This window comes from Mucilaginibacter rubeus (genome assembly GCF_003286415.2).
In the GTDB taxonomy this organism is placed as follows: domain Bacteria; phylum Bacteroidota; class Bacteroidia; order Sphingobacteriales; family Sphingobacteriaceae; genus Mucilaginibacter; species Mucilaginibacter rubeus_A.
The window spans coordinates 1,353,233-1,378,041 of record NZ_CP043450.1 but is presented as its reverse complement, the minus strand read 5'-3'; the positions used below and the strand labels follow the sequence as shown (position 1 = coordinate 1,378,041).

General features: G+C 42.0%; 20 protein-coding genes. 14 read left to right on the top strand and 6 right to left on the bottom strand.

Annotated features, from left to right (window positions below; translation table 11 throughout):
• Positions 1 to 16: 16 nt before the first annotated feature.
• The 3 genes from DEO27_RS05685 (at position 17) to DEO27_RS05675 (ending at position 3,350) form a co-directional block, all read left to right on the top strand.
• Complete coding sequence (locus tag DEO27_RS05685) at positions 17 to 2,299, top strand: ATP-dependent helicase (RefSeq protein WP_112572249.1); 2,283 nt, start codon at positions 17 to 19, stop codon at positions 2,297 to 2,299.
• A gap of 164 nt (positions 2,300 to 2,463) precedes the next feature.
• Entirely contained in the window at positions 2,464 to 2,832 is a 369-nt protein-coding gene (locus tag DEO27_RS05680; RefSeq protein ID WP_112572251.1) for a helix-turn-helix domain-containing protein, read from the top strand.
• A 218-nt stretch (positions 2,833 to 3,050) separates the two neighbouring features.
• Entirely contained in the window at positions 3,051 to 3,350 is a 300-nt protein-coding gene (locus DEO27_RS05675; RefSeq protein ID WP_146750050.1) for a hypothetical protein, read from the top strand.
• On the opposite strand, the gene DEO27_RS05670 is transcribed toward DEO27_RS05675, so the two are convergent.
• A complete protein-coding gene (locus tag DEO27_RS05670; protein WP_112572255.1) occupies positions 3,347 to 4,777 on the bottom strand; it encodes a tetratricopeptide repeat protein in 1,431 nt (476 codons plus the stop codon). The genes DEO27_RS05675 and DEO27_RS05670 overlap by 4 nt on opposite strands.
• Before the next feature lie 570 nt (positions 4,778 to 5,347).
• On the opposite strand from DEO27_RS05670, the gene DEO27_RS31335 reads away from it, so the two are divergent.
• From DEO27_RS31335 to DEO27_RS31315, 7 genes are all read left to right on the top strand, one after another.
• Positions 5,348 to 5,509: a hypothetical protein gene (locus DEO27_RS31335; RefSeq protein WP_190295332.1), complete on the top strand. Its 162-nt coding sequence runs from the start codon at positions 5,348 to 5,350 to the stop codon at positions 5,507 to 5,509.
• A gap of 52 nt (positions 5,510 to 5,561) precedes the next feature.
• Positions 5,562 to 5,705: a hypothetical protein gene (locus tag DEO27_RS31330; RefSeq protein ID WP_154402382.1), complete on the top strand. Its 144-nt coding sequence runs from the start codon at positions 5,562 to 5,564 to the stop codon at positions 5,703 to 5,705.
• A gap of 33 nt (positions 5,706 to 5,738) precedes the next feature.
• On the top strand, positions 5,739 to 5,891 hold the full coding sequence (locus tag DEO27_RS31325) for a hypothetical protein (protein ID WP_190295331.1): 153 nt from the start codon (positions 5,739 to 5,741) through the stop codon (positions 5,889 to 5,891).
• Positions 5,892 to 5,966: 75 nt separating this feature from the next.
• Positions 5,967 to 7,202, top strand: a complete 1,236-nt coding sequence (locus DEO27_RS05665; protein WP_149301869.1) for a hypothetical protein — start codon at positions 5,967 to 5,969, stop codon at positions 7,200 to 7,202.
• Between the two features lie 46 nt (positions 7,203 to 7,248).
• Positions 7,249 to 7,419: a hypothetical protein gene (locus tag DEO27_RS31320; RefSeq protein WP_190295330.1), complete on the top strand. Its 171-nt coding sequence runs from the start codon at positions 7,249 to 7,251 to the stop codon at positions 7,417 to 7,419.
• A 128-nt stretch (positions 7,420 to 7,547) separates the two neighbouring features.
• Complete coding sequence (locus DEO27_RS05660) at positions 7,548 to 8,918, top strand: dipeptidase (RefSeq protein ID WP_112574017.1); 1,371 nt, start codon at positions 7,548 to 7,550, stop codon at positions 8,916 to 8,918.
• Positions 8,919 to 9,022: 104 nt separating this feature from the next.
• Complete coding sequence (locus DEO27_RS31315; RefSeq protein ID WP_190295329.1) at positions 9,023 to 9,160, top strand: hypothetical protein; 138 nt, start codon at positions 9,023 to 9,025, stop codon at positions 9,158 to 9,160.
• Positions 9,161 to 9,217: 57 nt separating this feature from the next.
• Here DEO27_RS31315 and DEO27_RS05655 read toward each other — a convergent pair whose 3' ends face one another.
• Both DEO27_RS05655 and DEO27_RS05650 read right to left on the bottom strand, forming a co-directional pair.
• A complete protein-coding gene (locus tag DEO27_RS05655; RefSeq protein ID WP_112574018.1) occupies positions 9,218 to 9,673 on the bottom strand; it encodes a GNAT family N-acetyltransferase in 456 nt (151 codons plus the stop codon).
• 3 nt (positions 9,674 to 9,676) lie between these two features.
• Positions 9,677 to 10,774 (bottom strand): mandelate racemase/muconate lactonizing enzyme family protein, encoded by a 1,098-nt coding sequence (locus tag DEO27_RS05650; protein ID WP_112574176.1) that lies wholly within the window; start codon positions 10,772 to 10,774, stop codon positions 9,677 to 9,679.
• Between the two features lie 206 nt (positions 10,775 to 10,980).
• Between DEO27_RS05650 and DEO27_RS05645 the strand changes: the two genes are divergently transcribed.
• From DEO27_RS05645 to DEO27_RS05635, 3 genes are all read left to right on the top strand, one after another.
• Positions 10,981 to 11,727 carry a DUF4290 domain-containing protein gene (locus DEO27_RS05645; protein ID WP_112574177.1) on the top strand — a complete coding sequence of 249 codons (747 nt, stop codon included), beginning with the start codon at positions 10,981 to 10,983 and terminating at the stop codon, positions 11,725 to 11,727.
• 271 nt (positions 11,728 to 11,998) lie between these two features.
• A complete protein-coding gene (murA, locus tag DEO27_RS05640; protein ID WP_112574019.1) occupies positions 11,999 to 13,306 on the top strand; it encodes a UDP-N-acetylglucosamine 1-carboxyvinyltransferase in 1,308 nt (435 codons plus the stop codon).
• A 147-nt stretch (positions 13,307 to 13,453) separates the two neighbouring features.
• Positions 13,454 to 15,016 (top strand): ArnT family glycosyltransferase, encoded by a 1,563-nt coding sequence (locus tag DEO27_RS05635; RefSeq protein WP_112574020.1) that lies wholly within the window; start codon positions 13,454 to 13,456, stop codon positions 15,014 to 15,016.
• Positions 15,017 to 15,127: 111 nt separating this feature from the next.
• On the opposite strand, the gene DEO27_RS05630 is transcribed toward DEO27_RS05635, so the two are convergent.
• Positions 15,128 to 16,489, bottom strand: a complete 1,362-nt coding sequence (locus tag DEO27_RS05630) for a pyridoxal-phosphate dependent enzyme (RefSeq protein WP_112574021.1) — start codon at positions 16,487 to 16,489, stop codon at positions 15,128 to 15,130.
• Between the two features lie 165 nt (positions 16,490 to 16,654).
• Between DEO27_RS05630 and DEO27_RS05625 the strand changes: the two genes are divergently transcribed.
• Positions 16,655 to 22,510: an alpha-2-macroglobulin family protein gene (locus DEO27_RS05625; RefSeq protein ID WP_112574022.1), complete on the top strand. Its 5,856-nt coding sequence runs from the start codon at positions 16,655 to 16,657 to the stop codon at positions 22,508 to 22,510.
• 77 nt (positions 22,511 to 22,587) lie between these two features.
• Here DEO27_RS05625 and DEO27_RS05620 read toward each other — a convergent pair whose 3' ends face one another.
• Together DEO27_RS05620 and clpX are read right to left on the bottom strand one after the other, a co-directional pair.
• Positions 22,588 to 23,442 carry an AMP nucleosidase gene (locus DEO27_RS05620; protein WP_112574023.1) on the bottom strand — a complete coding sequence of 285 codons (855 nt, stop codon included), beginning with the start codon at positions 23,440 to 23,442 and terminating at the stop codon, positions 22,588 to 22,590.
• Positions 23,443 to 23,533: 91 nt separating this feature from the next.
• Positions 23,534 to 24,772, bottom strand: a complete 1,239-nt coding sequence (gene clpX / locus DEO27_RS05615) for an ATP-dependent Clp protease ATP-binding subunit ClpX (RefSeq protein ID WP_112574024.1) — start codon at positions 24,770 to 24,772, stop codon at positions 23,534 to 23,536.
• Between the last annotated feature and the right edge of the window lie 37 nt (positions 24,773 to 24,809).

Here is a 24,809-nt window from a genome sequence, read left to right as displayed (position 1 = left end):
GAAAGAGGAAAAGATTTTGGATTATTTACAGGGATTAAACCCCGAACAAAGGGCAGCGGTTGAACAAACTGAAGGACCGGTAATGATTATTGCCGGTGCCGGATCGGGTAAAACACGTGTTATTACCTATCGCGTGGCGCATTTGATACGTAAAGGTGTTGATTCGTTTAATATACTGGTGCTTACCTTTACCAATAAGGCCGCCCGCGAAATGCGCGAGCGTATCACCCATGTGGTGGGTACCGAAGCCAAAAATATCTGGATGGGCACCTTCCACTCGGTGTTTGCCAAAATTTTACGGGTTGAAGCCGAAAAAATTGGCTACCCAAGCAATTTTACCATTTACGATACCGACGATAGCAAAAGCGTTTTAAGGGCCATTTTAAAGGAAATGAACCTCGACGACAAGCTGTACAATGTGAACTTTGTACTCAACCGCATCTCGGCATCAAAAAATAACCTGATCTCGTGGCAGGAGTATAACAAGAACGAACAGATCCAGGCCGATGACTTTTCAAGCGGTCGCGGGCAAATGGGCAAGATCTACGAGATGTATGCCACCCGCTGCTACCGCGCAGGAGCTATGGACTTTGACGACTTGTTGTACAAAACCAACGAGTTATTGAAGCTGCACCCTGATGTGCTTAATAAATACCAACATAAGTTTAAGTACCTGATGGTGGATGAGTATCAGGATACCAACTTTTCGCAGTACCTGATTGTTAAAAAGCTGGCTGCCGTTAACGAAAACTTATGCGTTGTGGGCGATGACGCTCAAAGTATCTACGCTTTCCGTGGCGCTAACATTCAGAATATTTTAAACTTTGAAAAGGATTATCCGGATTTGAAGGTATTTAAGCTGGAGCAAAACTACCGCTCAACTCAAAACATTGTAAATGTAGCCAACAGCATCATCCGCAATAATAAAGATCAGCTTAAAAAGAATGTTTTCTCCGAAAAAGAATCGGGCGATAAGATCAAGGTTATGCGTGCCTTCAGCGATAACGAGGAAGGCAAAATAGTAGCTGAAGCTATTATGCAGGACCGTAGCTCGAACGGGCTTAAATGGTCGGCATTTGCTATACTTTACCGAACCAATGCGCAGTCACGCTCTATGGAGGAGGCTTTGCGTAAGCTGGGCATCCCCTATAAGATATACGGAGGGCTTTCATTTTATCAGCGTAAGGAAATTAAGGACCTGATAGCATATTTCAGGCTCACCTTTAATCCCAATGATGAGGAAGCCTTAAAACGCGTTATTAACTATCCTAAACGCGGCATTGGCGATACTTCGGTTGATAAGATCATTGTAGCAGCCGATCAGCACGGCATAACCCCATGGGAGGTAATAGTTGAACCGGGTAAATATCTTGAAGGTAAAATCTCCGGCGCGGTAGCCAATTTTGCTACCATGATCCAGAGTTTCCAGGTGCTGGCCAAAACCAAATCAGCCTATGAATCGGCCTTATATGTAGCCCAACATTCTGGCTTATTGAAGGATCTTTACGAAGATAAATCGGTGGAAGGCCTTAACCGTTACGAAAATATCCAGGAGCTTTTAAACGGTATTAAAGAGTTTTCGGAACGTGAGGATATTGAGGAAAAAGGCCTTGATATTTTCATGCAGGATGTAGCTTTATTAACTAACGATGACAAGGATAAAAACAAGGATGCTGATACGGTATCCCTCATGACTATCCATTCATCAAAAGGTCTTGAATTTCCGCAGGTTTATGTTGTAGGCTTGGAGGAAAATCTTTTCCCGTCGCAAATGTCGCTTAACTCACGTAGTGATCTGGAAGAGGAGCGCCGCCTGTTTTATGTAGCCGTAACCCGTGCCGAAAGTAAGCTGCACATTAGTTATGCTACTTCGCGTTTCAAGTTCGGAACCTTGATTAATTGCGAGCCAAGCCGCTTTTTAGACGAAATTGACGCTAAATTCCTTGAGCTTGACTACACCGCAAAACCATCATCGGCCAGTAATCCGTTTGACGACGAGCGCAAAGCATGGAGCCGCGACAAACAACCCGACAGCTTTTCACGCCCTAAGCCGGCTGCTGCCGCGCCTGTAAAAACCACTTCTATACTGACAAAGGCTCACGTACCTTCAGCCAATTTCAAACCTTCTGACACCTCTAATTTGCAGGTAGGTATGGAGGTTGAGCACGAACGTTTCGGCTTCGGTAAAGTGATCTCACTGGAGGGTAATAAGCCCGATATTAAGGCTACCATATTCTTTAAGGAGATTGGTCAAAAGCAATTATTACTAAAATTCGCGAAGCTTTACATTCTCCAGTAAACATAAACCAAGAGTTAAAAATCCCTACTTTGAGGAATTGCTTCCCCAGGCATTTCCACACCCCATCATTAAATTGCCTTTATAACACTAATTTAAAGGTAATTTAATGATGGCATACCATTTGGATTGTCTTCAGTGTCCTTTCCCTTAATTATTAATTGAACATGAGTGATACTGTAAAAAAGAAGACAAACAAATCCGTTGGTAAAAACATCCGGACATTACGCCACCAACATGGATGGAGCCAGGAAGATGTGGCCAACCGTTTGGGCATCTCAATTCCGGCATTTTCAAAAATTGAAACAGGTGTAACCGATATTAACTTATCGCGCCTGGAACAAATCGCTAATATTTTTGATGTGAATGTAGTACACCTGCTTGCCCTCGATAGTGAAGAGGTTGATACGAAACCTTCGAGCTTGAGCGTAGCACAAAAAAAACTAATAGACCGCGAATCGGAAATTGCCAATTTACAACGTAAGGTTATATTACTTTATGAAGAGCTACGTAACAAGGCCGTAGTGGCCATGTAATTGTGTGCTGAAAATGTTACAATTTATCGATAGTGTATATTGTTTGCTTCGTATTAGTATCCAGCCAAACGGCTTCCATTAAATACCAGTTAACATTATTTAATAAAACGAAATTTAAATAAATTTCATTTTATTGTATTCGCTAATTTATCGATAATGAGCGCTTTATAAAGGTTTTGGAGTAATAATTGTGGCATACGGGTATAAATAAAAAGCGTATGTCAAATTATCTTATCTCTATATCAAAAAACGAAAACCTGAGTGATGGCATCATCCATGATCCCAAAAGCAAACTAAAAGTTAAAGCTTTTGATTTACTGAAGGCTCGTTTTAAACCAAGCAAAGGAGAGGTAAGATTTTTTGTAACATCAGCCAGTGAAACACTGGCTTTTGAAACTCAGGGCTACAACCAACACAGGCAATTGCTGGTGTTACAAATGATATCGTGGTATTGTATATACCTGGGGCTTATTGAAGCACAGATACATTCAAATTTACCTGTGCATTTTGCGTATTAAACCCGGGGTGGGTTATGCAGCATATCGCTCATTTCGATGATCTTTTCATCAATTTCAGATACACACTTATCCATCATATCCAAACATTCGGCCTGGTCAACCAGGCCTTCTTTTTCGAGGTTAATTAAGCCGCGAAGTGTTGCTATTGGTCCCCTGATCTGATGCGACAGATAAGATGAATGTTCCGAAAGCTTTTTGTTTTTTAGCTGTAGATCTTTGGTACGCTCGTCGATAATCTCTTCCAGGTGATGATTTATACGGTCAAGGTTATCTTTTTGCCGCGATACTTCACCATTTAAAAGCGTAAGCTGGGCATTGGTTTTGGCCTTGCGTTTCACATTGCTTATAAGCAACCCAATTACTACCAGCAACAAACCCGCAACTACAGTTACAGCCCAAAACTTCGACCGGTCATAAGCCTGGCGTTCGGCAATTCTTTCATTCTCTTTTAGCTGCTCTTCCTGCCTGCGCTTAGCCTCAACCAAATTCATTTGTGCCGATACGTTGGTTTTATAGGTTGTACTATCCTGGGTATAAATTTCTCTCAATAAATTTACCGCGCGGGCGTAATTCTTTTTATTATACTCCAGTTCGTACGTAGTATATTTATAATCGTAATCAAGTTTTGGATCTTTTACCAATTGGGTATAGGCAGTGCCCTCCTGCACCATCTTCTCCGCGTTTTTAAAATCACCTTTGGCCATATAAAGCGCTGCAAGCGTAAGGTCAACGCTGGCTACGGATTCATTTAAATCGCCAGCTTTTGCCCCAGTGTTGGCCTCAAGCAATAAACTTAGCGCCTTATCATAATCTTTAAGCTTAAAATAAATAACACCCCTGTTTTGCAAACACTGGATCATGTTAATACTGTCCTTGCGTTTTTGAAATATGGGGAAGCTTTTATCATAAAACTTAAGCGCCATATACAGGTTATTTTTACGCGTGTAAACGTTACCTATGTTCAGGTACAATGAACCAAGCAGCTTAGCATCATTTATTTTTTGAGCTATCTCCAACCCTTTATTAAGATAATCAAGAGAGCGTTCATAATCATGGTCCCTGAATAGGATACCAATGTTATTATAAACGCTCGCCTCACCCTTCAGGTTATTATTACGGGTAAAATATGAAAGCGAATTAAGGTAGTTTTCTATAGCTTTTTCGGGCTGATCTAAATAGTATTTACCTATACCAATAACACGATAAGCTTCGGCAATACCGTTAATGTAATTGAGTTTGGTTGATAATTTGAGTGCCTTATTAGCATCCTGAACGGTTTGCTCGGGGTTAGTTAACCTGTTTTTATATGCATTTGCATTTATGGATATAACCTCATTAGTATCGGTAGCGGCAACATCATTAATATCATTCGCGTATACCGTTAATGATAATAAAATGAATAATATAAATGTACCGATTCTTTTCATCAAAAAACTTCTACGTTCTGTTGGGGTGAAAGTTATAAAATAATGCTGAATTATATTTAATGTTAAGAATAAAAAACACTGTGGAAAATTATTTTATATTTTTTTCAAACTAATTAAAAAACATATTTATATTTGCAGTGTTAAATATTTGATATACAGCGTATTAAATACGTAAAAAACAATTATCCCATACCGCATTGAGCAGATTATAACCAATTACAATAATATTTCAATATATACATGAAATATACAATATTGACTATAGTTTGTATATCAAATAAGTGAAATAATGTGAAAAACGTGCAATAAATTGTATACTCTGCAAGCAACTAACACAAATGATATAACATTTAAAATTAGTAATTTAACCGAATAATTAACAGTGTAAAAATACGAAACAGATAACATTTATTTAAGATTTAAATAACACAGCATTTTAAAAAAACAGAGAGTAAAATCCGGGTTTTGAAATATTTGTGATAAGCTTTAAATAAGCTTAACGAGTTTTATTAAATATTTACTATCGTATTAATTTAAAAAATAGAATATTAAATACAATAATTAATCAATATGAAAAAAACAGTGTTTTTTGTACTCCTTACCGTAGGCGCCGGGGTACTGTCACCGTCATCAGTTTTGTCATCATCGGCAAAAAAAGATGCACAGCCAACAGCTGTCAATTTCACTAAAACACCAACAGGTTTTAAACGCGACCTGGGAAGTGCCGACTGAGATCAATTAAAAAATCAATACAGAAATTCAACATCGATAATATCATACGATCATGAAAAAAATAATCACCATCGCTTTAGCAGTTCTGTTTACAGGAGCTATCTCATCATGCAAAAAAGAAAGCCCTAAAGTTGAGTTTGCTAACCTTCATTTATTTACAACCGGCTACAAAAGAGACCTGGGGAGTGCTGACTGATTTATCTATTCACGATCATAAACATAAAACAACATGAAAAAATTCATCCTCATAACAACAGTAGTGCTTAGCGCAGGTGCATTATCATCAACTACAAGCAAAAACGAAAGCAAAGAAAAACTTGTGATTGCACCGGTAAACTCACTAACAACCGGCTTTAAAAGAGATTTAGGCAGCGCCGACTGATAAAACAAGAAACAACATACAACAGAGATAATCAACAAAAAAAATATTTAAGTACCCCCACACATTTAAAACATCATGAAAAATTTAACACTGATAGCAACTTTAGCATTAAGCACCATATTATCAACCGCTACTATAGCAAATGCCGCCAACGGCCCTCAACCAAAACGTGATTTAGGCTCTGCCGATGCCCGTGGCCCTCAACCCAAAAGAGATTTAGGTTCTGCTGATTTTGCTCGCGGTCCTCAGCCAAAACGTGACTTAGGTTCTGCTGATTTTGCTCGTGGTCCTCAGCCAAAAAGAGATTTAGGTTCTGCTGATTTCGCTCAGTCTGGTCCTGGCCCAAAAAGAGATTTAGGTTCTGCTGATTTCGCTCAGTCTGGTCCTGGCCCAAAAAGAGATTTAGGTTCTGCTGATTTTGCTCAGTCTGGTCCTGGTCCAAAGAGAGATTTAGGTTCTGCTGATTTTGCTCAGTCTGGTCCTGGTCCAAAAAGAGATTTAGGTTCTGCTGATTTCGCTCAGTCTGGTCCTGGTCCAAAAAGAGATTTAGGTTCTGCTGATTTCGCTCAATCTGGTCCTGGCCCAAAAAGAGATTTAGGTTCTGCTGATTTCGCTCAGTCTGGTCCTGGTCCAAAAAGAGATTTAGGTTCTGCTGATTTCGCTTTCGGCCCTCAACCAAAACGTGATTTAGGTTCTGCTGATTTTGCTCAGTCTGGTCCTGGTCCAAAAAGAGATTTAGGTTCTGCTGATTTCGCTCAATCTGGTCCTGGTCCAAAAAGAGATTTAGGTTCTGCTGATTTCGCTCAATCTGGTCCTGGCCCAAAAAGAGATTTAGGTTCTGCTGATTTCGCTTTCGGCCCTCAACCAAAACGTGATTTAGGTTCTGCTGACTTTGCTTTCGGTCCTCAACCAAAACGTGACTTAGGTTCTGCTGACTTCGCTTTCGGCCCTCAACCAAAACGTGATTTAGGTTCTGCTGACTTTGCTTTCGGTCCTCAGCCAAAACGTGACTTAGGTTCTGCTGATTTCGCATTCGGTCCTCAACCAAAACGTGACTTAGGTTCTGCTGATTTCGCTTTCGGTCCTCAGCCAAAACGTGACTTAGGTTCTGCTGACTTTGCTTTCGGTCCTCAACCAAAACGTGACTTGGGTTCTGCTGACTTTGCTTTCGGCCCTCAGCCAAAACGTGACTTAGGTTCTGCTGACTTTGCTTTCGGTCCTCAGCCAAAACGTGACTTGGGCTCTGCTGACTTTGCTCAATCTGGTCCTGGCCCAAAAAGAGATTTAGGTTCTGCTGATTTCATGGCATAATCGCCCTCTTCAACTATAATACAATTCATCATAAAAAGTTAACAACATGAAAAAATTCATCATAGCAGCAGCGGTTTTAATAGCAACAGGGCTTACCGCAGTTTCGTTAACTCATAAAGAAGCTAAACAAGAAGTGGTTAAAATAAAAATCGAGAAACCAGGATTTTCAACCAAGGCTGCCGACGCCCCTAAAAAGGACTTAGGATCTGCAGATTGATAATAACCTAAAAAGATATTTGCCAGTCATCCATAAGGATTTTGTTAAAACTTTCATCCTTTTAATGACGCAATGACCTAATGACTACAATGACCTAATTAGCTATATTTGCTGCAAACCATAATATTATGCAGCACATAAAGCAATATGTTGAGCAAAACAAACAGCGTTTACTTGATGAGTTATTTGACCTGTTACGTTTAGCATCGGTTAGTGCCGACCCAAAATACAAACCAGAAGTACTAAAAACTGCCGATTATGTGGCAGCAAGACTCCGCGATGCAGGAGCAGATAATGTTGAAATTTGCCAAACCGCCGGGTACCCCATTGTATACGGCGAAAAGATCATAGATCCGTCAAAGCCTACTGTGCTGGTTTATGGCCACTATGACGTACAACCACCCGATCCGCTGGAATTATGGAAAACCCCTCCATTTGAACCAACTGTTAGGGATGGTAAAATATATGCCCGCGGCGCCTGCGATGATAAAGGCCAGTTTTACATGCATGTAAAAGCTTTTGAGCTGATGATGCAAACCAACACGCTTCCATGCAACATCAAATTTATGATTGAGGGCGAAGAAGAAGTTGGATCCTCAAACCTGGGCATCTTTGTTAAAGCCAATAAGGAGAAACTGAAAGCCGATGTTGTATTGATCTCCGATACATCGATGATCAGCATGGAGCACCCTTCGCTCGAAACCGGCTTACGTGGCCTATCCTATCTTGAAGTTGAAGTAACCGGCCCTAACCGCGATCTGCATTCCGGCGTTTACGGTGGCGCGGTCGCCAACCCAATTACCATCCTGGCGCAAATGATTGCCACACTTCACGACGAAAACAATCACATCACAATCCCTGGCTTTTATAATGATGTAGTGCCGCTTACAGAAGCAGAACGTGCCGCCCTGAACAGCGCCCCATACGATGAAGCCGAATATAAAAAAGACCTTGACGTTACTGAGCTTTGGGGCGAAAAAGGCTATAGCACCTTTGAGCGTACAGGCACCCGTCCAACCCTTGAGCTGAATGGTATTTGGGGTGGTTATATTGGCGAAGGCGCAAAAACGGTATTGCCGTCAAAAGCCAATGCCAAAATATCTATGCGTTTGGTACCCAACCAAACATCAGAAGCTATAACTAAACTTTTTACCGATCACTTTTTAAGCATCGCGCCTCCTTACGTTAAAGTTAAGGTAACGCCTCATCATGGCGGCGAACCTGCGGTAACCCCTACCGATAGCGTAGCTTACCGTGCGGCGCAAAAAGCCATTGCCGAATCATTTGGTAAAGAGCCTATCCCAACCCGTGGCGGCGGCAGCATTCCTATCGTAGCCCTGTTTGAGGCCGAACTTGGTTTAAAAACCGTATTAATGGGTTTCGGGCTTGATAGCGATGCGCTGCATTCGCCTAATGAGAAATATGATATTTACAATTATTATAAGGGCATTGAAACCATTCCGTTGTTTCACAAATATTTTGCTGAGTTATCGGAATAATGCCGTGAAGCCTTAATTTTCAAGTTAACCGTGGTTATTTTTTGATTTGCGTAAAACAAATAATAAATTTATGATATTATCTAATCATACAAAATCAAACAACCATGGCAACTAAAGAATTGGACAAAGAAAAGACCGATGCATCAAAGCAGTTGCACGATCCAAAATCATCCAAACAGGAAAAAAACACCACCGCCAAAACCTTAAGCGGAAACAAATGGAAACGAAAGCCCCTGTTATAAAATATTTATGACATCACTCACGAGCCGGTATATTAAACAAAATACCGGCTCGTTTTTTTATATACGTATCCTCATCTCAATCATCCGCTTTTCAAAACCTACCTTTTCATAGGCTTTGATGGCACCAGTATTATCGTTATAAACCTCAAGCCTTATTTCGGCCAGTCCCTGTTCTGCTACCCATTTCTTAAGCTCTTCAATAATAGCCTGATTTATCCCCTTACCGCGATGTGGCGGCAATACGTACATAAACCCCAGATAGGCATATTTTTCAAAATCATAGTAGCTATCCGGGTTCTTTTTGATGCGGGCATATCCGCTGCCTGCTATTTCCCCGTCAATTTCGGCAACCAAAACTTCTACTTCGGACGAGGATATGAATGCTTTCAGATCGTAATAACTAATAGGATCCGGTTTGAGTGTACTGTCAAACGGGCGTTCGGTGCTTATAATTCCCTGTTCAAACTGAAGCAAAACAGGCAGGTCTTCAATGGTAGCTTTTCTGATTAGCATTGGTTAAATAGTAAAACGTTCACAATCGGCCAGGAAGGCTTCGTCGGCATCGGCACCAATACCCGGAGCATCATCAATGGTCAGGTGATAACCATCGTACATGGCCCCGCCTACACAGGGATCAACCAGGTGGCCTAATTTGCAAGTATCCATATCATAAAACCGGATATTAGGACTGGCATATACAAAGTGTAATTTCGCGCTCAAAGCTATGCGGCTCTCCAGCATACCTCCCATCATACAGGGAATACCATATGAAGCAGCAACATCATGAATCCTTTTAGCTTCATAAATACCGCCCGATTTAGCCATTTTTATATTGATATAGTGGCAAGCGCCGGCATTGATCTGCTTACGGGCATCATGATGATTATACACACTTTCATCGGCCATGATCTTAACCGGCGATAATTGCATCAATTCCGGCAACCGGTCGTCATACCAGGTACGTATTGGCTGTTCGCAAAATTCAATATCATATTGCGCTATCGACTGTAGTGCAAAAACAGCTTCGTTAAAACTCCAGCCCTGGTTGGCATCAATACGGATCTTCATAGCAGGGCCAACCGCTTCACGGATCTGTTGAACGCGTTCTACATCCTCAATAACATTTTTGCCAAGCTTCACTTTTAAAATATTAGCACCGGAAGCCTTAAAATCAAGCGCTTTTAAAGCCATGGTATGATGCCCGGCTATACCTATAGTAATATCAGATTCAACAGTGCGTTTCTCGCCTCCTAAAAACTGGTACAAGGGCATATCTGCATTTTTTGCCGCTATATCAAACAGCGCGTTATCAAAAGCACTTTTTATGGTGGTGTTGCCGGCGGTGAAGCTGTGCAGCTCCTGAAGCCGGGCTTCAATATCAAGAGCGTCTTTACCTTTCCATAACCGGGCAAACTCGCGTGCCATTACCAGGCAGGTATCCTGCGTTTCGCCGACAATCATCGGGAAGGCGGAGCATTCGCCAACGCCGTAAAAGCCTGCATCGGTATGTATACGGATAAAAACATTTTGGGCATGCGCCAAGGTTCCTGTGGCAATAGTGAACGGCTCCATGGGAATACTGAAGCGATATATATCTATATGTGTGATGGTAATTTGCTGATTTTCCAAATTGTAGATGTTTAAAAGCTAAAATAAAACAAATAATTGCAACAATTAACCAACGTAATTTGCGTATTATAAGTATTAGTTTATATTTGCATTACTTCAATACAAGTAACAATTCAATTTTAGCCTCTTTTGCCCTTCCAATCAGGGAAATTTGTCTGGCTAACTTTCAAATCTTCATAAAAATTATTAACATGGCTAAAGAAAACACGCCTGCAAATTTTGATTATAACTCAACCAGGAACAAGTTGATCCTGTCTGAATATGGCCGCAACGTACAAAATATGGTTAAATATATTGTAGCGCTGCCAACCAAAGAAGAACGTAACCGCTACGCACAGGTAGTTATTGACCTGATGGGTTTCCTTAACCCTCACCTGCGCGATGTGGCCGATTTTAAACACAAACTTTGGGACCACCTGCACATCATTTCTGATTACCAGATTGATGTGGATTCGCCGTACCCAAAACCATCGCCTGAGGCTGTGCATATTAAGCCCGCACCGTTAAATTACCCTAATCAGCGTATTAAATACAAACACTATGGCAAAACCATTGAGCTGATGATTGAAAAGGCTAAAGCGATTGAAGAACCTGATCGTAAGCGCCACATGATACAGGCCATTGCCAATTTCATGAAAATGGCCTATGTACAATGGAACAAAGATTCGGTAAGTGACGAAAGTATCCTGTCTGATTTGTACGCTTTATCAGGCGGCACATTGAAACTGGAGGATAACGTTAATCTTAACCGTGTTGATTTCCGTCCTAACAACTTTCAGCAAAACAGCAACAACAACAACAATCGCGGTCGCAACAACAACCAAAACAATCAAAATCGTGGTGGCGGCAGCGGCGGCAGGCAAAACAACAACCAAAATCGCAACAATAACCAAAACAATCGTAACCGTAACAACGGCGGAGGTTCAAAAAAATATTAATTCGGGGGCATTCCCGCATAATTAAGAAAAACGCGTCATTGCGAGGTACGAAGCAATCACCAATCAGCAGGTATACCCTGTATAGTTCGTGATTGTTTGGTACCCTACAGCAATGGCGTTTTTGTATTATAGCATTAGCGATAAATCCCATCTGCCTTTTATTTTATCTGCATTAATTTTCTAATCTTTGCCCCAATAAATTATTTGGCAAAACCGATCATAGCTTTGATAGTTTATCATTGGTGATCTTATCAATTATCCGAAACTCCGCATGACTAACGCATTTGTAATAAATGGCGGCAAACCGCTAAAAGGTGAAATAACCCCGCAGGGTGCAAAAAACGAAGCATTACAGGTTATATCTGCCGTATTGCTTACCGAAGAAAAAGTAACCATCAGCAACATCCCTGACATTAAGGATGTAAACAAGCTGATAGAGCTGCTTGGCGATATGGGCGTTATTGTTGAACGCGTAAACGAACATACTTATACCTTCGAAGCCAAAGATATCAACCAGGATTTTTTCTTGTCTGAGGCATTTAAATCAAAAGGTGGTGGCCTACGCGGTTCTATCATGATAGTTGGCCCGCTGCTGGCCCGTTTCGGCAAGGCATCAATCCCTAAACCGGGTGGCGATAAAATCGGTCGCCGCAGGTTGGATACCCACTTTCTGGGTTTTGAAAAATTGGGTGCCCAATTCAATTACAATCCCGAAAATGGTTTCTTTAATGTAGATGCTTCCAATCTGCAAGGTACTTACATCCTGCTGGATGAAGCTTCTGTAACTGGTACAGCCAACGTGGTAATGGCTGCAGTACTCGCAAAAGGTACTACTACCATTTATAACGCTGCATGCGAACCATATTTGCAGCAGCTTTGTAAAATGCTGAGCCGTATGGGCGCTAAAATTAGCGGAATTGGTTCAAACCTGTTAACTATTGAAGGTGTTGAACGACTGGGCGGTACTGAGCACCGCTTATTACCCGATATGATCGAGATTGGCTCATTCATTGGTTTGGCTGCCATGACCGGTTCTGAAATCACCATTAAAGATGTTCAGTACAAAGAACTGGGCATGATCCCCGATGTTTTCAAACGTTTAGGTATTAAACTGGAGCTTAGAGGCGATGATATTTTTATTCCGGCCCAAGAGCATTACGAAATTGAAACTTTTATTGACGGCAGTATCATGACCATTGCCGACGCGCCATGGCCGGGCTTCACGCCCGACTTATTGAGCATTGTGCTGGTTGTTGCCATCCAGGCAAAAGGCTCGGTACTGATTCACCAAAAAATGTTTGAAAGCCGCTTATTCTTCGTGGATAAACTGCTGGATATGGGTGCCCAGATCATCCTTTGCGATCCGCACCGTGCTACTGTTATCGGTTTGGACAACCAGGTTAAATTACGTGGTATTTCCATGACCTCGCCCGATATTCGCGCAGGTGTTTCATTACTGATCGCCGCCCTTTCAGCACAAGGTCAATCAACCATTTACAATATTGAACAAATTGAACGCGGCTATCAGCACATTGATACCAGGCTTAAAGCTTTAGGTGCTGATATAACCCGTATTTAAGCTTTTAAGGTTAAAGGCGAAAGGTCAAAGGTTAAAGGTAGCTGCATAACGTGGCATCCTTTAACCTTTTTCTTTTAAAAACCTTTCGCCTTTAACCTTTTGCCTTTCGCCTCAAAATATTACCTTTAAAAAACCATTATATAAACAATGCCTTACAAAAACCGGAAATCTACCTACGTTTATTTTGTACTGATATTTGTATTTATTAAAGTAGTTCTTAACCTTTTCGCTATATCGCATTTCGGTTTTCATCGTGATGAATTTCTGCACCTTGTATTAGCCGATCATTTGGATTGGGGATACAAGGAGGTACCACCGTTTATAGCCATCCTGGCAAAAATTTCCATTACCTGTTTTGGCAACTCGGTTTTTGCCGCGAGGCTGTTCCCTACCCTGTTTGGCGGGCTCATTGTTTTGCTTACGGGCCTTATCGTAATTGAATTTGGCGGAAAAAAGTTTGCCATAACACTTGCTTGTTTATCGCTCATCTTCGCCCCTGCTTTTGCAGCAAGTGAATATCTCTTTCAGCCGGTGGTTTTTGATCAGTTTTGGTGGGTGCTAACAGTTTGGCTCTTGGTAAAATATCTTAACACTACCGATGTAAGGTACCTGTACTGGCTCGGGGCAGCTGTTGGTCTTGGTATATTAACCAAATACACCATGCTGTTTTTTGCAGCATCGCTCCTTATCGGCATACTGATCAGTAAACAACGTAAACTACTATTCAACAAGCATATTCTTGGCGCTGTCATGATAACAGTGGCTATTGTACTGCCCAATCTTATCTGGCAAATAAACCATCACATGCCGGTTTTTACGCACATGAAAAACCTGCGTGAACAGCAACTTGACTACATTACTCCAACCGACTTTATTAAACAGCAGTTGTTGGTCAACGGCGTTGCATTGTTTATATGGCTTAATGGGCTCGCATTCCTGATATTTTCGTTCAGGCTGCGTAATTTTCAGTTCATGGCGCTGGCTTATGCCCTCATCTTCTTTTTTTTACTGATGATGGATGGCAAAAGCTATTACATATTTGGCGCCTACCCCATGTTGTTTGCTGCAGGGGCTTTCGGTTTTGAGCGTTTATTAAAAACAAATGGTTATGTTTTGCGTACCGCTTTAATCGTGTTGTTTACACTGCCCAATGCTTTATTGTTGCCTATTTTACTACCAATATTACCGATGGATCAAACCCTGGCGTTTTTTCGCTTTGCGGATAAGCACCTGCCGCCTGTTCGTTTTTCAATGATCTGGGAAGATGGTAAAAAGCATGCCACCACCCAGGATTACGCCGATATGCTGGGCTGGGATGATATGGCTGCATTGGTGGATAAAGCCTACAAGAGCCTCAGTCCTGACGATCAGAAGCAGACCTTAGTTTATGCCGATAACTACGGTGAAGCCGGCGCCATACATCATTATCGTAAGCAATACGGCTATCCCAATGTAATATCGCTGAACAGCAGCTTTACCCTTTGGGCACCCGACAGCCTTAAATGCAAATACCTGATCTATATAGATGATGGCGGCGGCAAAAACATTAAAGAATTTGTGGCCGGCAATATGATAGGCAGCTTTACCAAAGTAGGCGAAGTAAGCAATCCACTCGCCCGCGAAAAAGGAACAGCTGTGTTTATCATTACACCAAATTACCGCTTAAATCAAAGGTATAGCCCGGAGTTGGCGAAGAAGCGGTTGGAGTAATGTTGAGGTGAAAGGCGAAAGGATAAAGGTAAAAGGTCTTAAAAAGGGAAAGGTTAAAGGACATTGCAAACTGCAGCTACCTTTAACCTTTCGCCTTTAACCTTTAACCTCTTAGGCGGAAATAGCGTTTATAATATCATATTGGGTAATGATCTCAATTTTGCCTTGTTCACCTTCAACCAGCACGGCAATGTTATCTTTATTGATCATGGCCGAGATCCTGTCGATTGAAGTGTTCAGATCAACAAACGGAAACGGCGCGGTAGTAATGTTCTTGATTGGCTGTGACTTAATCGATGGGTTTTCGATCAGCGAATCGAGGATATCGCTTTCGGTGATCTTGCCTATAACCATGCCTTTTTGCGTAACCGGGATCTGCGAGATATTAAGCGATTTAATGGTATTGATAGCTTCCAGTACGCTCTTTTCGCAATCAATGGTGATGATCTCCTGTACATCTTTTTTGCTGATGATATCGCGGGCGGTTAGCTTTTCATCTTTCAGGAAACCGCGGTCGCGCAGCCAGTCATCATTGTACATTTTGCCGAGGTAGCGGGTGCCATGGTCTGGGAAAATGATCACGACCACATCACCTTCTTTAAACTTATCCTTCATTTGCAGCAAGCCTGCCACTGCCGAACCGGTAGAGTTACCGGAGAAGATTCCTTCCTTACGGGCAATTTCACGGGTCATGAGGGCAGCATCTTTATCGGTCACTTTTTCAAAATGATCAATCAGGCTAAAATCAACGTTCTGCGGCAGAAAATCTTCGCCAATACCTTCTGTGATATATGGATAGATCTCGTTTTTGTCAAAAACACCTGTTTCCTTGTACTTTTTGAATACCGAGCCATAAGTATCGATCCCCAAAACCTGAATGGCCGGGTTCTTCTCTTTCAGATAACGGGCAATGCCGGATATGGTACCGCCCGTGCCAACACCTGCAATAAGGTGTGTGATCTTACCCTCGGTTTGCTCCCATATTTCCGGACCAGTTGATTCATAATGCGCTTGAGAGTTACTCAGGTTATCATACTGGTTAGGTTTCCACGAATTAGGAACTTCCCGCTCCAGGCGCGATGATACCGAGTAATACGAACGCGGATCCTCCGGCTCTACGTTGGTAGGGCAAACAATTACCTCGGCACCAAAAGCACGCAAAGCGTCAAATTTTTCTTTTGATTGTTTATCGGTACTGGTAAAAATACATTTGTAACCTTTTATAACCGCAGCTATTGCAAGGCCCATACCGGTATTGCCCGATGTGCCTTCAATAATGGTTCCGCCGGGTTTAAGCTTACCGCTTTTTTCGGCGTCTTCAATCATTTTAAGGGCCATACGGTCCTTAATGGAGTTGCCGGGGTTGGTTGTTTCTATTTTGGCTAAAACAGTAGCAGGTATGTCCTTTGCTACTTTATTCAGTTTTACCAGCGGCGTATTGCCAATGGTATCAAGTATGTTGCTGTACCACATAATTTAAATGTCTACTAACCCGATATATATAGCCGGGTTACGCCTCAAAAATAAGTTTCTTAAATGATATTTCTTTTATGGAAAAGTAAATACATCTGCATCTTAAATGCAAACACAAATAAATATAATTAAACCGCTGGCCATTACCACAAAATACACCTAAACATGCAAGCAACACTAAAAAGATCGTTTTTATTTTTCAGCTTCTTAAGTTTTTGCATAACTACCACATTTGCCCAAAATGTGCTAACACCAAGCCGGCAAAACAGTTTTTATACCTACATATATAAAGTAACTGCCGACGATGTGCTGAAATTTTACCAGCACCCGGATAAAAAACCCGACGAGCAGATACTGCGCAATCCCATAGATTCATTTAAAACGAATACCAAATGGGATAATACCCTCCCTCCCGGCAACTACATGCAGGTTGTTGCTAAAAAGAATTTGCTCAGCTATTCCCTTATCGAAAACCATTCGGCTAATTTAAAGTTGCTGGATAACCGTTATGACCTGCGCTTTATTTTGCTTGATAATGAAGGCAAAATCATCAATAATGCTTTGGTACAAACCAACAATCACACAATTGCTTATGATACAAAGGCCGGTTTATATATAGCCGATGCTTCAAAAAAAGGCACTATTTTGAAAGTAGACTACGCCGGCGTTACCAATTACTACAATATAAAAAAGCAGGAGAAACCATCCTATTACCGCTACAACCCATATCGTGGTATGAGTTTTTTCAAGGCCACCTGGAATCGCTTTAAAAACCTGTTCAAAAAAGGCAATAAGCCCCACTATCGTCCTTTGCCGGGGCATGATTACGAGGGTTTTATGGTATTCAACAAGGCTATTTACAAGCCACGCGATACAGTAAAATTCAAGGCTTTTATCTTAAACAAAAAATCAAAAAAGCCCATCAATGCAGCTCAATTATTGATACGGCTCAGATACCGGAATGATGAAGACGGCAAGATCATTGGCAGGGTAAAAAGTTATCGTGACGGAGCTTATGAATATAGCTTCGCGCTAACTGATAGCCTTGACCTTTCGCTTGACAGAGATTACACGATATCACTCGAAGATCCATCGAGCGAAAAATATAAACTTGACGATTATAAAGGAGATGACGATGAGGGCTTTTTAGCCAAACGCAAGGTTTATATGACCGGTGAATTTAAATACGAGGAATATGAACTTAAATCGATAACGTTTAGCACCCGGGTTGATAAAGAAGAACACAACCCCGGAAACCCGGCTACCTTATACCTCAAAGCGGTAGACGAAAATAACCTGCCTGTTACGGATGGCCGGGTTAATATCACGCTTTATACCCGCAACACAGGCACACACCGCCAGAACTACACTTTTGTACCCGATCAACTCTGGACGCACCAACTACAGCTCGACGCTATTGGTGAAACCAAACTCATTATTCCCGATTCTATTTTCCCCAAGGCTGATGTTACCTATTACATCAATTCCGAATTTCTGAACAGCAACAACGAGCGTCAGTCGGCCAATAATAATATGAGTTACCGGTATAACCGGTTTCGCGTCACCGCCAAACTAAGCGGTGATACACTGGTGAGCGAGGCATTTGACAATGGTGAGCCCATCAAAACAATGGCTACTATCAGCACGCTGAATCCCCGTTATGATACTATATCAAAGATCAAGGTAATGCTGCCCTCCAAAACTATCATTAACCCCTATGCCGATAACTACAACATCCAGACAGACAGCACCTATGCCGACCTTTACCTTAAAAACAATGATTCCGGGATCTCGCTTTCGGGCTATCGCACTGCCGACTCATTATTTGTAAAAGTTGAAAACCCGCGTCACCTGCATTTCTGGTATTCGGTATTTGGTGGTAACAGGTTGATAGATGCAGGGCAGGCCGATAACCTGTTTTATACACGTGCCTACAATGACCAAAACATGGTGAATTTTCAGGTGCATTGCATATGGGTGGGCGAAAGCAGAACCGAAGCCACGGATATTGTATACCGCGATAAACTCATGACCATTAATGTACGTCAGCCTGTATCTGTTTATCCCGGGCAACAGGCTAAAACAGACATTGTAGTTACCGATGCAAAAGGTCAGCCTGTAGCCAATGCCGATTTAACAGCATGGTCGATGACCAGTAAGTTTACTAATTACAGAACGCCCTATGTACCCTATCTGGGCAAAGATTTTACCTATCGCAAGCAAAAAGCGGCCTTTGAGGCCAACGGATTTAATATCATTGGTACGCTGCAGCTCAACTGGAAACGCTGGAGCAAGGAAATGGGATTGGACAGCATTGCCTATTACCAGTTTACGCATCCTGATAAAATTTACCAGGTTGAAGAAGATACTAAAGACTCGCTTACACAAGTAGCACCATTTGTGGTTAAAAACGGCGATGTGTTACCTGTTCATATTCTTTACATTGATAACCGGCCGGTTTATTTCGATCAAACACGGCAGCTTAAACGCTACAGCTTCGCGGTATCGCCGGGCAAACATTCGTTCAGATTCAGGACCAGCCATCAAAACGTTTGGGTAGATACAATTGATGTACCGAAATCGAAGAAGCTAATCTTCAGCATTAATGCAGACAGTGCGAAATTCACAAAAGTTTCTGATACGCTGAGCACTTATGAGTGCGACCTGATTAACCGCTATCTGATTACGATTATCAATAATTTTGGCTGGAAAATGGCCCTGCTAACCCAAAGCGAAAAGGTATTCATGATCAACGCGGATCCAGGCCAGTACAATAGTGTACTTGTAGGCCCATTAGCCGAAAACTTTGCTAATCTGGAAGTTAAAGGCAGCGGCTCAAGATATTTTGCCACCGAACCGGGCTATTCATTTCAATTTGAACAGGGTCTTATCAAGCAAAAAAGTATCGCGACCGCTTATCCCTTCAACCCTGTGCTATCATCTTATCAGGGCACTGCCGATGATTATACCCAGGAGGTGCTTACCCGCCCCGATGCCGAAAACGTTTGGCAGCAATACCTTGATCTGCGCAGCAATACGCAGGCGCTTTTTAATAATCCTACCATAAGCGGCGAGATAGGCAAGCTCAGCATGAATATTACTCAGCCGGAAGATAAAAAGCTCCTGATCAAAAATATCATCATCTATAAATATAACGATCCGGACTTTATCATGATCTATCCGGGCAATACTACTTATGTTTCTGGCCTTAACGCAGGCAGGTACCGGGTTTTATTTTTACTTAAAGGCGATAACTATGATATTAAAGAAAACGTTGTCATAAAAATACAAGGAACCAATTTCTACAATTTTACAGTCTTGCCTGCACACGCTAAAGATTCGGTAGGTACCAGGATCAGCAACATCATCAATAATCGCACGGGAGCATATACCAACGGGGACCGGGAGATAGAAAACGATGCATTGAAAATAAAAGAGGCTTTTAATGACAAATACCTGGATTCTGGCAGCTTTGCGGATACAATGAGCGGCATTATTTCAGGCAATGACAATCAGCCTGCGGCTGGTGTTAGTATAAGGGTTAGAGGCGCGGCAACCGGAACGTTTACAGATGCAAACGGCCGATTTAAAATAAAGGTTCCTAAAAACGGCAGGCTTATCATAAGCTATATAGGCTATGAAACGCAACAGGTGCCCATACATCCCGGAGAAACGCTTAGACTTGCTTTAACATCAAGCTCAAAGCTATTGCAGGAGGTTGTAGTTGTTGGCTATGGTACGGTGATGAGAAGAGAACTCACAGGATCTGTTAGTACTGCAACATATGGATTAGCTGGTCAGGTGCCCGGTGTTTCTGTAAATGACGGAAGCCCGAATCTTAAAGTAATGATCAGAGGAGTATCATCCTTACCATCGGCACCGCCGCTTGTAGTTGTCGATGGCGAAATTGTTGCTTCACTGTCTGATATTAATAAAGATGATATTGCAGAATTAAGTATACTAAAAGAGGCTGCCGCAACAGCCATATACGGCGCCCGCGCTGCCAACGGCGTCATTGTGATCAAAACTAAAGCTAAACCCGGTTTGGCCGGAGGCCAAAAGACTGATACTACGCAGACCGGCGGAACATCAACCCTGCGCAAAAACTTTTCTGATTATGCCTACTGGCAACCTAAACTAACTACCGATGAACACGGCAAAGCCAGCTTCATGGTTACTTACCCCGATGATATCACCAACTGGCGGACGTTTATTATCGGTATAAACGGTAACAAGCAAACCGGTTTTGCCGAAAGCAATATCAAATCATACAAACCGCTAAGCGCTAACTTCATCGCGCCGCAGTTTGCTGTTGCAGGCGATGAAATGAACCTGATAGGTAAAGTAATGAACTATAATACCAACACCGCAAAACTTACCCGTGTTTTTAAATACAACGGCCAAACCTTGAAGCAGGATGAGCTGGAGATTAAAAACTCTAAAATAGATACTTTAAGCATTACGGCAACCTCCACAGATAGCCTCACTTTTGAATACACTATTAAACGCGATAACGGCTATTTTGACGGCGAACAACGCAAAATTCCTGTAATGCCACAGGGCGTTAAAGAAACAAAAGGAATTTTTGAAGCCCTCGACCGCGATACAACAGTAAGCCTTAAGTTCGATCCGGCTTTGGGCCCCATAACTTTCCGCGCCGAAGCCTCGGCACTACCCGTGCTTGCAGAAGAAACCCGGAAATTGCGAGAATACAAATACCTGTGCAATGAGCAACTCGCTTCCAAACTGAAAGGCCTGCTCATGGAACGTCGCATCAAAAAGTTCATGGGTGAGGATTTCAAGTATGAAAAGAATATAAGAGAGGTAATAAAAAAAATGCAGGAAAACCGCAGGGGCAACGGCACCTGGGGTTGGTGGAAAGATAGTAACGAAGAGCTCTGGATAAGCCTTCATGCAATTGAGGCCCTTGTCAATGCTCAAAAAGAGGGTTTTGTTGTTGAACTGGATAAACAAAAATTAACCGACTACCTCGTTTACCAGCTGGAAAGCTATAAAGACAGGGATAAAATACTCTGTTTGCAATTGCTTCATAAACTGGAGGCAAAAGTTGATTACCAGAAGTATGTAGCAATCATCGAGAAAAAGCAAGCTAAAGCTCGCGAACCGTTTGGCGGTGGCTTATTAGTTTATGATAAATTGAGGCTGATGTTATTACGCCAGGAATCGGGCTTACCTATAAAAATGGACAGCCTGCTCAAACCAAGCAAGCGCACCATGTTTGGCAATATGTATTGGGGTGAGGATGATTACCGCTTTTTTGATAACTCGATACAGTTAAGCATATTGGCCTACCATATTATTAAAAACGAAGGTAGCCACCCTGAATTATTGAGTAAGATAAGGGGTTACTTCCTTGAACAACGCCGTCATGGCGATTGGCGCAATACTTATGAATCGGCCCTGATCCTGGAAACTATCCTCCCCGATCTCCTGATTGAAAATAAACAGGTTAAACCATCGGAAATTACATTGAATGGCAGCGATACAAAAACTATCAGCAAATTCCCCTACTCAGCTACTTTAACCGACAAGCAGATTAGTGTTAATAAAACAGGTAGCTTGCCTGTTTACATTACCGGCTACCAGCAGTTTTGGAACAGCAAGCCCGAAAAGGTAAGCAAAGATTTTACGGTAGATACCTGGTTTGAACGTAAGGAAAAGACAGTTACTACCTTAAAAGGCGGCGAGCCTGTATTACTAAAAGCGGAAGTAACAGTACGCGGCGATGCGGATTTTGTGATGGTAGAAATCCCGATACCCGCCGGATGCTCATACGAAAGCAAGGACCAAGCGTGGCAAAACAACGAGGTGCACCGCGAATATTTTAAAGAGAAGGTAAGTATATTTTGCCGTTCCCTTAAACAGGGTAAATATACATTCAGCATTAACCTCATCCCCCGTTACAACGGTAAATACACCCTAAACCCAGCGAAAGCCGAGATGATGTATTTCCCGGTATTTTACGGCAGAGAGGGGATGAAACAGGTGGTCGTTGATTAGAACCTTGATTTTCCTGATTTAAGGATTTCTTGATATCATTTATCAGGTAATCCTTAAATCCTAAAAATCATGGTTCCTTAGAATTTCAAATGCTTAACCGTTAACCCGTTATTGATCAACTGCTTTAAGGATTCGATACCGATATGCAGGTGTGTTTCAACAAATTGCTCGGTTACAGATGAGTCACTTTCGGCGGTTTTAACACCTTCGGGGATCATTGGTTGGTCTGATACCAACAGCAGGGCACCCGTAGGGATCTTGTTGGCAAAACCCGTAGTGAAAATTGTTGCGGTTTCCATATCAACAGCCATGGCGCGCAGATCTTTCAAATACTTTTTAAAGTTTTTGTCATGCTCCCAAACGCGTCGGTTAGTGGTGTAGCAGGTGCCTGTCCAGTAATCGCGTGAGTAATCACGAATGGTAGTCGAGATGGCTTTTTGCAGCGCAAATGACGGCAATGCAGGCACTTCGGGTGGTAAATAGTCATTTGATGTACCTTCGCCACGAATGGCAGCTATTGGCAATATCAGGTCGCCTACGTTGTTCTTCTTTTTAAGTCCACCACATTTACCTAAAAATATCACGGCTTTAGGGTGAATAGCAGTAAGCAGATCCATTACGGTAGCTGCAACCGAACTGCCCATACCAAAGTTAATAATAGTAATACCGTTGGCCGTAACACTCTGCATGGGCTTTTCAAGCCCCATTATAGGCGCGTTATCATTCCACTGCGAAAACAGCTGGATATACTTTGAAAAATTGGTAAGAATAATATACTCGCCAAATGCTTCAAGCGGTCGGCCGGTATAACGTGGCAGCCAGTTAGCTACAATTGCTTCTTTTGTTTTGAGGCCCGATTTAATTGGGGTATGTACCTCTTTTACTTTTTGGACGTTGTCTCCGTCCTTTTTTACATCTAATTCTTCGTTCATATGATTTCTTTTTATACAGCAAACCCCGGTATAGGAACCAGGGCGCGCTTTATTTTTTAATAAATATAAGTGTTTACTTATATACTGTGCGTTAAGCTACTTTTAACTTTTTCAGATCAGATTTTTCAAACTTCTCGTGTGCGTAGTCCAATGTTACATTCAGGCGTTTCACATCTTTTTTAGATGGGAACTCGAACATGGCATCAATCATAATAGCCTCACAAATTGAGCGTAAGCCCCTTGCACCAAGCTTAAATTCCATTGCTTTATCAACAATAAAATCGAGTACCTCGTCTTCAAAGTCGAGTTTTACACCTTCATATTCAAACAGTTTTTTGTACTGTTTCAATAATGAGTTTTTAGGTTCGGTAAGGATATTGTGCAACGCTTCCCTATCCAGTGGATTAAGGTAAGTAAGCACAGGTAAACGACCAATCAACTCAGGGATCAAACCAAATGATTTCAGATCCTGAGGAGTGATATACTTGTAGAAGTTTTTGGTGTCGATATCTCCTTCGTCGCGTTTAAGTTTGTAACCAACCGTTTGGGTACGTAAACGGTTCGCGATTTTCCTTTCAATACCATCAAATGCACCACCGCAAATGAAAAGGATATTGCTGGTATTTACCGTGATCATTTTCTGATCAGGGTGTTTACGACCGCCCTGAGGTGGTACGTTAACCATAGTACCTTCCAATATCTTTAACAAAGCCTGTTGTACACCTTCGCCGGATACATCGCGGGTTATAGAAGCGTTATCACTTTTACGGGCAATTTTATCAACCTCATCAATGTAAACGATACCTTTTTCGGCAAGGGTTACATCATAATCAGCAGATTGAAGTAAGCGGGTTAGGATACTTTCAACGTCCTCCCCTACATAACCGGCTTCGGTTAGTACGGTGGCGTCGCAAATACAAAACGGAACGTTTAGTACTTTGGCAAGTGTTTTGGCCAACAGGGTTTTACCTGTACCGGTTTCACCAACCATGATGATGTTTGATTTTTCAATCTCAACTTCATCTTTATCAACACGCTGGTTTAAGCGCTTGTAATGATTATATACAGCTACAGAAAGTATCTTTTTGGCATCATCCTGACCAATAACATATTGATCAAGGTGGGCCTTCATTTCTGATGGCTTAAGCAAGGCCGGCGCCAGAGGCGATGACTTCACTTTACGTACCTTCAACTCTTCAGCCAATATTTCATTGGCCTGGTTCACACATTTATCGCAAATGTGTGCATCAAGTCCTGCTATTAACATCAGGGAATCCTGTTTACCGGCACCGCAAAATGAACACCTGATCTCCTTGCTGTTTTTATTCATCTGATTCGTCTTCTTACTCAAAGTTAAATAATTAGTG

Coding starts and splice junctions, on each gene's coding strand:
- DEO27_RS31320 (WP_190295330.1), top strand. CDS start 7,249: ATGAAAAAATTCATCATAGCAGCAGCGGTTTTAATAGCAACAGGGCTT.
- DEO27_RS05670 (WP_112572255.1), bottom strand. CDS start 4,777: ATGAAAAGAATCGGTACATTTATATTATTCATTTTATTATCATTAACG.
- DEO27_RS05630 (WP_112574021.1), bottom strand. CDS start 16,489: ATGTGGTACAGCAACATACTTGATACCATTGGCAATACGCCGCTGGTA.
- DEO27_RS05665 (WP_149301869.1), top strand. CDS start 5,967: ATGAAAAATTTAACACTGATAGCAACTTTAGCATTAAGCACCATATTA.
- DEO27_RS31335 (WP_190295332.1), top strand. CDS start 5,348: ATGAAAAAAACAGTGTTTTTTGTACTCCTTACCGTAGGCGCCGGGGTA.
- clpX (WP_112574024.1), bottom strand. CDS start 24,772: ATGAATAAAAACAGCAAGGAGATCAGGTGTTCATTTTGCGGTGCCGGT.
- DEO27_RS05635 (WP_112574020.1), top strand. CDS start 13,454: ATGCCTTACAAAAACCGGAAATCTACCTACGTTTATTTTGTACTGATA.
- DEO27_RS31330 (WP_154402382.1), top strand. CDS start 5,562: ATGAAAAAAATAATCACCATCGCTTTAGCAGTTCTGTTTACAGGAGCT.
- DEO27_RS05680 (WP_112572251.1), top strand. CDS start 2,464: ATGAGTGATACTGTAAAAAAGAAGACAAACAAATCCGTTGGTAAAAAC.
- DEO27_RS05645 (WP_112574177.1), top strand. CDS start 10,981: ATGGCTAAAGAAAACACGCCTGCAAATTTTGATTATAACTCAACCAGG.
- DEO27_RS05675 (WP_146750050.1), top strand. CDS start 3,051: ATGTCAAATTATCTTATCTCTATATCAAAAAACGAAAACCTGAGTGAT.
- DEO27_RS05620 (WP_112574023.1), bottom strand. CDS start 23,442: ATGAACGAAGAATTAGATGTAAAAAAGGACGGAGACAACGTCCAAAAA.
- DEO27_RS05660 (WP_112574017.1), top strand. CDS start 7,548: ATGCAGCACATAAAGCAATATGTTGAGCAAAACAAACAGCGTTTACTT.
- DEO27_RS05655 (WP_112574018.1), bottom strand. CDS start 9,673: ATGCTAATCAGAAAAGCTACCATTGAAGACCTGCCTGTTTTGCTTCAG.
- DEO27_RS31315 (WP_190295329.1), top strand. CDS start 9,023: ATGGCAACTAAAGAATTGGACAAAGAAAAGACCGATGCATCAAAGCAG.
- DEO27_RS31325 (WP_190295331.1), top strand. CDS start 5,739: ATGAAAAAATTCATCCTCATAACAACAGTAGTGCTTAGCGCAGGTGCA.
- murA (WP_112574019.1), top strand. CDS start 11,999: ATGACTAACGCATTTGTAATAAATGGCGGCAAACCGCTAAAAGGTGAA.
- DEO27_RS05625 (WP_112574022.1), top strand. CDS start 16,655: ATGCAAGCAACACTAAAAAGATCGTTTTTATTTTTCAGCTTCTTAAGT.